At 69.0% G+C, this 12,817-nt stretch carries 7 protein-coding genes; 4 read left to right on the top strand and 3 right to left on the bottom strand.

The features are described from left to right. The first annotated feature begins 14 nt into the window (after window positions 1-14). Window positions 15-1,904 carry a 1-deoxy-D-xylulose-5-phosphate synthase gene (gene dxs, locus ACFPK0_RS03175; RefSeq protein WP_056082065.1) on the top strand — a complete coding sequence of 630 codons (1,890 nt, stop codon included), beginning with the start codon at window positions 15-17 and terminating at the stop codon, window positions 1,902-1,904. 494 nt (window positions 1,905-2,398) lie between these two features. Here the strand turns inward: dxs and prmC are convergent, their stop codons facing one another. Further along, window positions 2,399-3,226: a peptide chain release factor N(5)-glutamine methyltransferase gene (gene prmC / locus ACFPK0_RS03170; protein WP_377338302.1), complete on the bottom strand. Its 828-nt coding sequence runs from the start codon at window positions 3,224-3,226 to the stop codon at window positions 2,399-2,401. After that, a complete protein-coding gene (locus ACFPK0_RS03165) occupies window positions 3,219-7,346 on the bottom strand; it encodes a hypothetical protein (RefSeq protein ID WP_377338300.1) in 4,128 nt (1,375 codons plus the stop codon). Before ACFPK0_RS03165 ends, prmC begins: the two co-directional genes overlap by 8 nt. A gap of 221 nt (window positions 7,347-7,567) precedes the next feature. Between ACFPK0_RS03165 and ACFPK0_RS03160 the strand changes: the two genes are divergently transcribed. The 3 genes from ACFPK0_RS03160 (at window position 7,568) to ACFPK0_RS03150 (ending at window position 11,658) form a co-directional block, all read left to right on the top strand. Next, window positions 7,568-8,116 carry an RNA polymerase sigma factor gene (locus ACFPK0_RS03160; RefSeq protein WP_377338298.1) on the top strand — a complete coding sequence of 183 codons (549 nt, stop codon included), beginning with the start codon at window positions 7,568-7,570 and terminating at the stop codon, window positions 8,114-8,116. 32 nt (window positions 8,117-8,148) lie between these two features. Further along, complete coding sequence (locus tag ACFPK0_RS03155; RefSeq protein WP_377338296.1) at window positions 8,149-9,117, top strand: FecR family protein; 969 nt, start codon at window positions 8,149-8,151, stop codon at window positions 9,115-9,117. 123 nt (window positions 9,118-9,240) lie between these two features. Next, window positions 9,241-11,658 (top strand): TonB-dependent siderophore receptor, encoded by a 2,418-nt coding sequence (locus tag ACFPK0_RS03150; protein ID WP_377338294.1) that lies wholly within the window; start codon window positions 9,241-9,243, stop codon window positions 11,656-11,658. A gap of 8 nt (window positions 11,659-11,666) precedes the next feature. On the opposite strand, the gene ACFPK0_RS03145 is transcribed toward ACFPK0_RS03150, so the two are convergent. Beyond that, window positions 11,667-12,680: a DUF535 family protein gene (locus tag ACFPK0_RS03145; RefSeq protein ID WP_377338292.1), complete on the bottom strand. Its 1,014-nt coding sequence runs from the start codon at window positions 12,678-12,680 to the stop codon at window positions 11,667-11,669. Between the last annotated feature and the right edge of the window lie 137 nt (window positions 12,681-12,817).

The following is a 12,817-nucleotide window of genomic DNA, read 5'->3' as shown; positions in this document are numbered from 1 at the left end:
CCAACAATACGCCGATGAACGACCTTTCCCGTTACCCCCATCTCGCCGCGATCGAGACCCCGGCGGATCTGCGCCGCGTGGCCGACGACGAGCTGCCCGTCGTGGCGGACGAACTGCGCCAGTACCTGATCGAATCGGTCGCCAGCTCGGGTGGCCACTTCGGCGCCGGCCTGGGCGTGGTGGAACTGACCGTGGCCCTGCACAGCGTGTTCGACACGCCGCATGACCGGCTGGTGTGGGATGTGGGCCACCAGTGCTACCCGCACAAGATCCTCACCGGCCGCCGCGACCGCATCACCACGATCAAGAAGAAGGATGGCCTGGCGCCGTTCCCGCGCCGCGCCGAGAGCGAATACGACAGCTTCGGCGTGGGCCATTCGTCCACCTCGATCTCGGCCGCGCTGGGCATGGCCATCGCGGCGCAGCGCCAGGGTGACCATCGCAAGGTGGTGGCCGTGATCGGCGACGGCGCGATGACCGCCGGCATGGCGTTCGAGGCGCTCAACCACGGCGGCGATGTGGAGCCGGACATGCTGGTGGTGTTCAACGACAACGGCATGTCGATCAGCGAAAACGTGGGTGCGCTGACCAAGATGATGGCCCGCGCCATGGCCAGCCAGCGGCTCAACGAGTGGCGCGAGCGGGCCAAGCGGGCGATCCCGAAGCAGTCGTTCTTCGGGCGCCTGTTCAAGAACTGGGAGGAGCACGCCAAGGGCATGTTCGTGCCCAGCACGCTGTTCGAGGAGCTGGGTTTCCACTACACCGGCCCGATCGACGGCCACAACATGCCGCAGTTGCTGCAGGCGCTGCGCACGGTCAAGCAACTGCCCGGCCCGCAACTGCTGCACGTGGTCACCACCAAGGGCAAGGGCTACGCACCCGCCGAAGAGGCGCAGATCAAATACCACGCGGTGGGGCCGTTCGATCCGCAGGCCGGGCTGACCAAGAAGGCGGCGACCAGGCCCACCTACACCGACATCTTCGGCGACTGGCTGTGCGACATGGCAGCCGCCGATTCGCGCCTGCTGGCGATCACCCCCGCGATGCGCGAAGGCTCGGGCCTGGTGCGTTTCTCGAAGGAATACCCGCAGCGCTATTTCGATGTGGCGATCGCCGAGCAGCACGCGGTGACGCTGGCCGCCGGCATGGCCTGCGAAGGCGCCAAACCCGTCGTGGCGATCTACTCCACCTTCCTGCAACGGGCCTACGACCAGGCGATCCACGACGTGGCGCTGCAGAACCTGGACGTGACCTTCGCGATCGACCGCGCCGGCGTGGTCGGCCCCGACGGCGCCACCCACGCAGGCAGCTTCGACCTCACCTTCCTGCGCTGCCTGCCGCACATGGTCATCATGGCGCCGGCCGACGAAAACGAATGCCGCATGATGCTGACCACGGCGTACCAGCATCCCGGCCCCGCGGCCGTGCGTTATCCGCGCGGCGTAGGCTCCGGCGTGGCGATTCATCACGAGCTGGAAACCCTGCCCATCGGCAAGGCGCAACGGCGTCGCCGCGGCCACGGCCTGGCCCTGCTCAGCTTCGGCGCGATGCTGGAGCCGGCGGCGGTGATCGCCGCCGAACTGGATGCCACCCTGGTCAACATGCGCTTCGTGAAGCCGCTGGACGAGGCGATGATCCTGGAACTGGCCAAGACCCACGAAGGCTTCGTCACACTGGAAGACAACGCCGTCGCCGGCGGCGCCGGCTCAGCCGTGGCCGAGTGCCTTGCGGCCAACGGCATCACCGTGCCGATCCTCCACCTCGGCCTTCCAGACGTCTATCTGGAACACGGCAGCCGCGAGGAAGTACTGAGCATGGCAGGCCTTGATCTGCCGCAGATCCGCGAGGCCATCCACGTACGGTTCCCCATGCTGACGACGACGTACGTGGCCCACGCGGGGTAAGCGGGATTCGGGATTGGGGATTCGCAAGAACCGTCTTGCTTTCCGCTTCTCGCTTCTCGCTTCTCGCCTTTTGCTTTTCGCTTTTTCGCTTCTGCTCCCCACCGAGTGCGGGCCAGGATGGCCCGCTGCTCTACCCGGGGCCCCTGTGCGGCGGTGAGGCGGGGTCGACAGGCCGCGTAGCGGGCGAGTCCATGGATGGACTCGCCTTTTCGCGCGGGCAGGAGCCCGCTCGAAAAGCCCGACTCCGACTCACGGACTTGCCGGGCATGGATGCCCGGCAAGCGCCAAGTGGGGTGGCCTTTCTCTTTGGTTACTTTCTCTTTGGCCACGCAAAGAGAAAGTAACTCGAGCGCCGAAGGCGATCGAAAGCTCTTTTGCCTTTGTCCTCGCTTTTGCTCTTGCCTTACCAAAAGCGTCGCGACTGAAGTCGCTCCTACAAACATCAAAAGCATCGCGCACGACCGAAGGAAGCCCCTTGTGGACAGGGTGCGCTCCTACGCCGGATTGCGTGCGCCTGAAACACGGTCGCGCTGCTCCAGATCCTGCGCAGTGAACACGTCGTCATAGCCAGCCTGATGCAGCAACGCCCTCGCCGCCTCGCCCTGATTCCAACCGTGCTCGAACAACAGCCAGCCGCCGGGTGCCAAATGTTCGCGCGCGCTGGCCACGATGCGGCGAATGTCGTCCAGTCCATCGCGCCCCGAGGCCAGCGCCGTAGCCGGCTCGAAGCGCAGATCTCCACGCGCCAGATGCGCGTCGTCCAATTCGATATACGGCGGGTTGGAAGCGATCAGTTCGAACCGCGCATCACCCAGCGGCGCCATCCAGTCGCCCTGCACGAAGGCCACGTTGTCGATCCCCAGCCTCGCCGCGTTGCGCCGCGCGACCTCAAGCGCCGCCGCGCTGGCATCGGTGGCGGTCACGCGGCAAAGCGGCAACTCGCTGGCCAACGCCAACGCCACCGCGCCACTGCCGGTGCCCAGATCCGCCACGGCGCAAGCCGAATCGCGCGGCAGGCGTTCCAGCGCCAGCTCCACCAGCAGCTCCGTCTCCGGGCGCGGGATCAGCGTGGCCGGCGTCACCTCCAGGTCGAGCGACCAGAAGCCACGCAGGCCGGTGATGTAGGCCACTGGCTCGCCGCGCGCGCGACGCTCCAGCAGTTCCGCATAAGCCGTCTGGACGTCCCTATCGAGTACGTCGTCGGCATGCGTGAACAGCCAGCTGCGCGACTGCTGCACGGCGTGCAGCAGCAGCAACTCGGCCTCGGCGCGATCACCGAGTTGCTGCGCGGCATCGGCCAGCAGGTGGCGCACGTCAGGCATCGGGCGACGACCCCGCGGCAGGCGGCAGCGGCGGCGGTGCCGCGACGGCTTTCGGCGTGTTCCTGCGCCAATAGCCGCCGTGCGTCCAGGCCTCGAAGCCCCAGCGCAGCCAGCCGATCAGCGCATTCGCCAGCCACAGCGCCCACGCCAGCATGGCAATCTTGTAGACCCACAGCGAGACGCTGAGCACCCCGGCGCCGGGCAGCGCGTTCGCACTCTGGTCGGCAAACCAGTGCAGGTTCCACGCGCTGGAACCCTGCCCGGCCACATGCATGTCAGGCAGGCCCAGCAGACCGGTCGGCACCGCCCCGATCAGCACGATCAGCGACAGCACCGTGAGCCCGGCAAGACCGGCCTGCAGCAGGTTGAACGTCGTCACGTTGAACCGCTCCGTCGACGCACGCGCACGCAAGCCCAGCAGGATCAGCCACAGCACCACCAGCGCATAGGCGCTCCAGGCGAACGCGGAGAAACCCAGCCCGAGCAGCAGCCAGTGATGAAAGCGCAGCGGCGTGGGGGCGAACCGTGCCAGCAGCCAGGCGGCCAGCAGCAACACGATCAGTTGCGACCAGTACAGCACCGCCGGCCCCGCCGTCGGACCCCACGCCCACAGCACCCAGCGATCCTGCGGCAGTTGCAGGGTCAGGTCGACGTTGGCCACCGGCGCGCGCAGGGCGACGACCGGCGTGCCCACGCGGGTGGCGACGCCGTGCGGTTCGCGCAGCCGCAAACGGTAGCTGTGCTCGCCGGGCAGCAGCGGCAGGCTGAGCTTGCCGTCACGCACAGCGAGGTTGATCGGCTGCTCATCGCGATGCGCTTCCAACAGCTCGGAGCCCACCGGCAGGTCGATGGCATGTTCGCCACCGCGCGTGCTGCGCGCCCGCAGGTTCAACACCGTTTCCGTCGCACGCTCGCCAGCCGTACTGGTGAGCTCGACACTGTCGAAGGCGAGGCTGTCGCCCTTCACAGCCACCGGCTGGTTGAAGGCGAGCTGCAGGGTTTCACCCGGCAGGGGCTGGTACAGCAGGCCATCGTCGCTGGCGCTGGTCGGCACCCCTTTCGCGTCGACATGCCACATCGGCGCCGCGTGGATCGCCCACACCTCCGCCCGCTCGCCCAGCGCCGGAGCCTTCAGCGCCAGCGCGGCGGTCTGGTCGAGGCGGCTGGCCCACCTGACCACATCGCTATTGGCGTTGAAGGTGATGCTGATCCGGCCATCCTTGACCCGCACGTCATCGCCCTGCGGGTGCTCGCCCGGGAGCAGCGGCAGCGTGGTGCTGAAACCGCCTTGCTGTGGCGCGATGCGTCCCGCCACGTTCTGCACGGTCCAGTCCAGGCCCAGCACCAGCGTGCGGGTCAGCCGCACATACGGCGGAAAACTCTGGCTGGGCGGCAGGCTCTTGCCGTCGTCGGTAGTGCGCACGCGGTGCAGCGCGATGCTGTCGCCCAGCGCGCGCGCGCCGTCGACGCCGTCCAGCGACCAGCCTTCGCCACTGAACGTGACGCGCTGCGGCCGCGGTGCGAAACGCAGGCTGGCGCTGTCCGTGTCGGCGATGCGGTAGCGCAGGCTGACGCGGTGCACGCCGCGATCCAGCCGCACCAGCACCTGCCCGGCGTCGCGGGTGAGCGGCGCATCCGCGACGCCGTCCACCGCCACCGCGAGCAGCTGCAAGGCGTCATCGGCCTGCGGCAACGGCAGCGCCACCGCCGCGCCGATATGCGCCTCCAGTTCGACGTCCAGCGCATCACCGGTGGCGTGCAACTGCGCCTGCGCCAGCTCGGCGCAGTTCGGTGCGCACTTCGGCGCTTCGGTAAGGCGCGTGCGCAACTGATCCAGCAATTGCTGGCTCGGCATCTCCTGCGCCTGCACGCCGTGCGGCAACAGGGCCAGCGCCAGCAGCGCGGCACCCGCCACGCCGCGGCCGCGCCAGTGCGGCCAGCGACCACGCCACGGCAGTCCCAACACCATCACCAGCCGCCCCAGCAGCACCGCCAGCAACAGCACCATCGCCACGCGAAGCACGCGCACCAGCCACGCCGGCGCAATCATCAGCCGGCTGCTCTGCTCCACCGTCACCGGCCCGGACCAGCCGAGCCGGTAGTTGTTGCCCTGATCCCAGCGCGGCATGCCGGCGCCCGCCTGGATCACGCTGCGCGGGTCGATGCGATCGGCCGACTTGTCGACGACGGCAGCGGCGATACGGACATTGGCGTCGGACCGTGATGCCAGCCGCGGTGAAGGACTGGCCATGGTCATCTTGTCGGCCATCGGCCGGGACGCCATGGCAGAGGCGGTTGGAGCCGCTGGCGCGGGCGGCGGTGGCGGCGGCGGTGGCGGAATGAAGTTCTCTTCCACGATGCGTTCTTTCTCCTGCTGTGGATGAGCGTGCTCCACCCCCTGCCCCTCAAGCTGCGGATGCAACGCGTACTGCAGTTGGCCGGCGGCAAACGGCAGGGTCGACAGCACGGTGAGCGCAAACACGACGATGGCGCCGATACGCGCCGTCGCACGCAGGCGTCCTTCGGGCAGCGCCCGCAGCAGCAGGGCCAGCACCAGCACGATGGCGATGCCCCACAACGGCGCGCCATTCTCGTGCTGTGCCAGCACCAGGTAGCCCGCCGCCAGCAGCGCCCACGGCCAGCCCAGCAACCGACCGGCCAGCAAGGCGATCAGCGCCAGCACGAACAGGTCCAGCAAGCTCCACTGAGCCACCCACGAATCGGGCGAACGATCCACGCCGACCGTGCCCAACAGGCGATAGCCGGCCGGCAGGTGCAAGGTGGCGTCGATGCTTTCCAGCGGCACCTGCCAGCCGCCACTGGGAATCGCTCCTGCGTGCGCGGCGAGGCGCAAACCCGCGGAGAGATCGAGCGTGCGATCGCGCAATTCGACGCCGCCGGCGCCGTGTTCGCCTTGGGTAACCAGCAGCGGATCGCCCGCCTGGCTGGCGCGCTGCAATTGCCACGGTGCCGCCACGTCCAGCCGCTGGTGATGGCGCAGTTCGCCTGTCAGCGTGTCGGCGACGCTGAGGCCGCGGCCATCGAAATCGAGCCACATCTGCCGCTGCAGATGCAGCTGGTCGCCCTGCCCGCCTTCATCGCCCCGGCTGCCCTGTTCGATCGCCAGACCCGCGGCGTCATCCAGCACGAAAGCCGGCAGCTCGCTCCACTTGCGCGGCACACCGGCTTGCGCGGCATCGGTGGCCTGGCCCTCGACGCGCGTGCTGCGCAGGTCGGTGTCGTCGGCATAGCTCCAGATTTCCTGGCGCGGCCACGGCGCCGCAGGCAGCTTCAGCGTCACCTTGTGCAGCGGCGCCACGCTGCGCGCGTCCAGCGACACGGTCCATTGCCCCGGACGCAGCTGCACGCGCAGCTGGCCATCGCTTTCCAGCCGCGCCGGCAGGTCGCCCGACAAGGCGGTGGCGACGAAGCCGGCCGGCAGCACCGGCCCCAGCAGTTGTTCGCGCGCGCTGCCGCTGACGGTGAGCTGCAGCTGTGTCTGCAACGTGGCCGGCAGGCCATCGCCGAGGCGGCGATAGACGCGCAGCGACAGCGCGTCGGCCGCACGCTGCGCCGCGGCCGCCTCACCCAGTGTGAGCTGATCGCCGTTGCGTTCGGTACGCGCCACCGCCGCGCCATCGACGCGCAACGTCACCAGCCCGATCGCGGCCGGCACGCGCAGGCGCGCGGGGCGCGCCGTCCAAGGCAGCGTGCCGCTCAGCTGATAGTCGCCCGGCACCAGCCACAGCATCGGCGCGCCGTCGCGCTGCAGCACCGTGGCCGCCTGCTTGTTGACGCTGACCTGTTGCGGCCAGGTCCTGGCGCCGCCCGGCAAGGCCACCCAGCTCGGCGCATCCACGTGCACGTCCAGGCTGAAGCGGCCGCCGTCCTTGTCCGCATCCACGGTCAGGCGGCCCGGCCACGCGCATTGGTAACTGCCATCGTTCGGCATCTCGCTGGCGAGAAACGGGCAGCCGTGCTGCGGCACGTCGTGCAGCACCCAGCCCTGCCAGTCGCGCAGCGGCGGCGGTACCTCCTGCGCCAGCGACGGCATGGCCATCAGCAACCACAGCAAACCCAACAGCCCAAGGCCGGGCAATCCTGGCGATCGACGACGCATGCATTTCTCCCTGTGTGCCTGCTGGCCGGCACAGTGTAGGTGGAACACGGCTTGGACGAGGCCCCACGGCCTATACAATCCGCGGCGATCGACCCGGCGATCACCACCGCCCCCCGAAACCCGCCATTTCAAATTCCCCCGGCTCGCACGTCTTTGACAGGAAGACGCCGAAAACCCGAGCCGAGCGCCATGAAACCCTGCTGATGGACGGTCCGTACCGCATGGAACATCCCCGCCCCGAGGCCCCGCGCCCAGGCGGCCCTTCCGCCCATGCCGGGCAGGTGGCTGCGCTGTATCGCGAGCATCACGACGCCCTGGTGGCGTTGCTGCAATGCCGTCTCAGTTCGCGCACCGACGCGCAGGAGATCGCCCAGGAAGTCTATGTGAAGTTGCTGACGATGAATGACCTCACGCACGTGGAATCCCCGCGCGCGTTCCTGTTCCGCATGGCGATCAACCAGTCGATGGACTACCTGCGCAAGCGCGTGGTGCGCGCCAACGTGCCGCCCGACCCGATAGACGACAACGTGCACGCCACGCCGTGGCCCGAGCAGCATCTGTGGGCCAGCCAGCAGTGGAAGAAGGTGCAGGCCGCGCTGCGCGAGCTGCCCGCCAAGGCCAGCCGGGCGTTCGTGATGCACGTGGTGGAGGGGCGCTCGTTTGCCGCGATCGCGGCCGACATGAAGCTCAGCGAACGGATGGTCCGCTACCACGTCAGCCATGCCATGGCGCACTGTCGAGAACGCTGTTTTTCACCGGAGGCGCCGTAATGGCCAACACGACTGGATTCGGGGAAGACCCCATGCACGCAGCCGCGATCTGGTGGACCCAGTTGCGTGATCCCGAGCCGTCCGCGGACCTGCTCGAACGCTGGAGCGCGTGGATGGCCGCCGACCCCGGCAACGCGCAGGCCTTCGCCCAGCTCAACGCCTTGGGCGAGGCGGTCGCGCACGCGCCGAGTGAGCAGCGCCAGCAGTTGATCGACGAGTTCGCGCCACCCCGCGCCGCCCGCCATCGCCGCCCGCTGATGGCTGCCGCCGCAGCCGCCGTGATCGGTCTGGCACTGGGTGGCTGGTGGCTGCTGCGCGGCGGGCTCGACATGGCCGCGCCGCCGCAGCAGTACGCCAGCGCCGTGGGCGAAGATCGCGATATCCAGTTGGCTGATGGCACCGCCATCCAGCTCGGCGCGGCATCGACGTTGACGACCCGTTACGCCGCCGATCGGCGCGACATCGACTTGCGTACGGGCGAGGCGTTTTTCACCGTCACCCACGACAGCAGCCGCCCCTTCGTGGTCACCGCCGGCCCGCTGCACATCGAGGATCTGGGCACCGCGTTCAACGTGCGGCGTACCGGGCAACGTGTCAGCGTGGCGGTGACCGAGGGCCGCGTGCGGCTGTCGCCGTCTGATGGCGCCTCGCCCGGCACCTCGTCCGGCCGGCTGGATCTGGTGGCCGGGCAGCGTGCCGAGTACGACCCGGCCACCGGCGCGATCAGCGTTTCCGAAGTGGCGGTCGAGCATGCGGCGGCGTGGCGGCAGCATCGGCTGGAGTTCGTCAACGAGCCGCTGGCGGCCGTGCTGGCCAACGTCAACCGCTACAGCCACCAGCCGATACAACTGGCCGACCCGCAGCTGGGCGAGCTGATGTTCACCGGCACGGTCAACACCACTACCATCGACAGCTGGGTTGGCGCCCTGCCGCATGTTTTCCCCGTGCAGGTAAGCACCTTCGCCGACCACGTGGTGCTTTCGAGCACCGGGCACCCCTAACCGGATCACGCGTCGCATGCAGGGCAAGAAGGCAGTACGTCAACGGCGCCGCAGCGACCGGCACACGCCGGCCCTGCGCTGCCGGAAAACCGCTGCCCTGCAGGATGCGTCGACGTGCGGCGGATGACGTCGCACCACCCAACACGATGGCGGCGGCAGGCGCTGATCGCCTGCATGGCGTGGGGCGTGGCGGCGGCCTGGCCGGGGCCGGCCGATGCCGCGCCGGCGCCCGCGCTGGTGAGCGGCACAACCCACTTCGCGATCCCGGCGCAACCGCTGTCCAGCGCGCTGATGGCGTTGGGCCGGCAGGCCGATGTGCAGGTGCTCACTTCCAGCGCCGCGATCGCGGGGCAGCGCAGCACCGGCACCTCCGGCAGCCTGAAGGTGGAAGCGGCGCTCGCCCATCTGCTCAAGGGCACCGGCCTGGACTATGAGGTGATCGGCAAGCGCACGGTGGTGGTGCGGCAGCGCGATTTCACCCCGGCGATTTCCTACCAGAGTCCGCTCAGCGGCACCAAACCCAGCGTGCCGATCGTCTCGGTGCTGGATGCCGTGCAGGTATCCGGCCTGGTGCTGTATGACGTCGGCTTCCTGGGCAAGACCACCCGCGGCGCCACCCGCACGGATGCGCAGCTGACCGACCTGCCGCAGTCGGTGAGCATCGTCACCCGCGACCTGATGGATTCCCGCCAGGCCTTCGAAGTGGCCGACGTGGTGCGCCATGTGGCGGGCGTGGATTACGTGGATGGCTTCGGCGGCCCGCCGCTGTTTCGCATTCGCGGCTTCAGCACGGGCAACGGCCTGACCGACGGCATGCCCAACGGCGTGGCGCGCATCGAGGATCTGCCGCCGCTGATCGGCATCGAGCGGGTCGAGGTGCTGAAGGGGCCGGAGACGATACTCGGCGAAGCATCGGTGGCGAATAATTTCGGCGGCTCGGTCAACATCGTGATGAAACGGCCGCAGGCCGAGCCGGTGCGGCACCTGCTGTTTTCCACCGGGCGATACGACGGCACGCGGCTGGGCATCGACCTGGCCGGGCCGCTGGATCAACAGGGACGCCTGACCTACCGCATGGTGGCCGCCGGCAATCGCGCCGGTCGCACGGTGCAGGGCTACCACGGCCAGCGCAGCGGTTACCTGGCGCCGTCGCTGGCCTGGCAGGGCGACACCACGCAGTTGCTGCTGGGCCTCGAATACATCGACAACCGCGTACCGGTGGCGGATCACACGGTGCTGTTCGGGCCGTCGCTGGCGGAGTCCTCGTCATTCCATACGCTGCTGGGCAGCCCGGACGACCACGCGCGGTTCCGCACCCGGCGCGCGTTCTACATGGCCGAGCAGGCGCTGGGCGACACCTGGAGCCTGCGCAGCCGCGGGCAATACGTGAGCCAGCACAGCAACGGCCAGGCCTGGGCGTTCGCCGACACGCAGCGTTTCGGCCTCACCGAGGCGACGGCCAGCACCTACCGCTACGCCGACGCGTTCTACACCCTGCAGAACGAGCTGGCGGCCAGCTTCGACCAGGGCGCGCTGGTGCACGACGTGTTGCTGGGCATCGACTACGCGCGCACCCACACCGGCAACAGCGCCGCCTCCGGTGTCGTTACCGGCGCCGCGATCAACGCCGAGTTGCAGCCGGACAACCTGCTGCCATCGGTGAAGTCGCAGGACGTCACCCTCATGCGGACACGGCCGCTGGGCGGCTCCTGGTCCAGCAACACCGGGATCTTCGCGCAGGATCAGCTGTCGATCGGCGAGTCATGGAACGTGCTGGCCACCGTGCGCCACGCCACCTACGAACTGACTGGCGGCGACGCACCCGCCACGCGCCGATCGAAGTGGGTGTCACGGCTGGGCGTGGTCTACAAACCCGCGCCGGACGTGTCGCTGTATGCCTCCAGCAACACCGGCTTCCAGGTCGACGCCCTGCTGGGTGAGGATGGCCGCCCGCTGCCGCCCTCGGTGTCGCGCCAGATCGAGGTGGGCACCAAGCTCGACCTGTTCGACCAGCGCGCGCGGCTCACCGCGGCGTGGTACCGCATCCGCCTGGATCACAGCATCAACCGGATTTCGCCGGAGCCGCCGCACTTCGCCGAGCCCGGCCCCGGCCAGACCAACAGCGGCGTGGAGATCGAGTTCCAGGGCCAGGTGATGCCGGGGCTGGACGTGTCCACCAGCTACACCGGCGCGCGCGTCCGCAACCACGACGGCAGCCTTCCGTATGGCGCGCCCCGGCATCAATGGAATGCCTGGGCCAGCTACCGCTTCCAACCCGGCGCCCTGCAATCCTGGGGCGTGGCCGGCGGCGTATTCGCGCGCTCGCGCACCCGGGGCCGCGTGGAAAGCGGTGGCTATTTCGCCATCCCCGGCCAGCTCAGCGCCGAGGCCAACCTCACCTGGTACGGCGACGCGTGGTCGGCCACGCTGGGCATGAAAAACCTGTTCGCGCGCACCTTGTATGCGGTCAACGCCGAGTCCTCGTTCGTGCCGGTGCGCGAAGGACGCACGTTCCTGCTCAGCGCCACCTACGACTTCTAGAGCGCGTCTCACAGACCGGCCACCAGCATGCCGCCGTGTTCCGACGCCGGCCTCTGGGTGGCCGTGGATCGTGCCCGGGTGGCATCGCGTGAAGCCATTGCCATTGCAGCGGGGAGCCGCCCGTCCGTGGTGCGGAACGCGGCAGCAAAAGCCGCGCAGGCCTTCTCGCGGAATGCCTCCCGCTGCTGCCGCTTCTCGCGGCGGCTGCGCGGCCCATCGGCGCACGGCGCCTGCGCCAGCGACAGCGGCAGTTCATGGCAACCCGACTCCGCAGGTAAACCGCCTTGCCGTTGCCAGAACGCGTCATCGCCGTCCGCGTCCGCCCCGTGCCACGCGCCCGCGACACGCGCCGCCGCCGCCACCGCACGGATGCGCTTCAAGCCATGCAGCGCCGCCAGTTCGCGCACCAGCGACATCAGCAAATCAGTCGGATGCAGGCCGTGGCTGGCCTGGATGAATTCGCGCACCGCCTCGACCGGCGTGTGCGGACCGGCGCCGCCCACGGCGCCGATGATGACGCTGTCGCGGCGATCGAACGTCAGGATGCACGATGCCAGCACCTGCTTGTCCAGCGTCAGCAGCAACAGGCTCAGCTCGCCCGCCTCGCCCCGCGACGGCTTGCGCAGGCTCAGGTACGCCCCGGTCGCGCCGTCCAGCCGCAGCGTGGCCAGCCGCGCACTGCCGCCCGACACGATCCGCTCACACAGCCGCGCCGGAAAACGCCGCATCACGAACGCATAGTGCGAGCTGACGATGCGGCGTCGGGTATCCCCATCGAAATGCGTCGAGATATACGGCCGATGCCAGCGCTCATAGAGCCACGGGTCCGCCTGCGCCGCCCGCCGCAGGGTGTCCCGCGCATCCAGCGCACGCAGCCACCGCGTCTGCCGAACAAACAGCCGCACCCAGCCCGACATCCGCAGGACAAACTGCCACCGACTCTCGCCCGCCGCCAGCCGCAGCGACCAGCGGCGCCGCAACGCCTCCAGCCACAATGTGCCAGCCGTACTCATTTGTGCCATGCGCATCGATCCACCTCGCAACACCGGGTTGACCTGTTAGACGCGCGGGCGGGGCATTTTTTGAAATGGGGGCTTGAGGCGGTGAGGGTGGGTTGCAGCCGGACGTCGACCGCACGGGAGTGGGGATGGTTCGGCAG

Source organism: Rhodanobacter ginsenosidimutans (genome assembly GCF_042655685.1).
Classification (GTDB): Bacteria; Pseudomonadota; Gammaproteobacteria; order Xanthomonadales; family Rhodanobacteraceae; genus Rhodanobacter; species Rhodanobacter ginsenosidimutans.
Note: the sequence above shows the minus strand (reverse complement) of the source record. Positions and strands in the feature narration are given on the sequence as shown.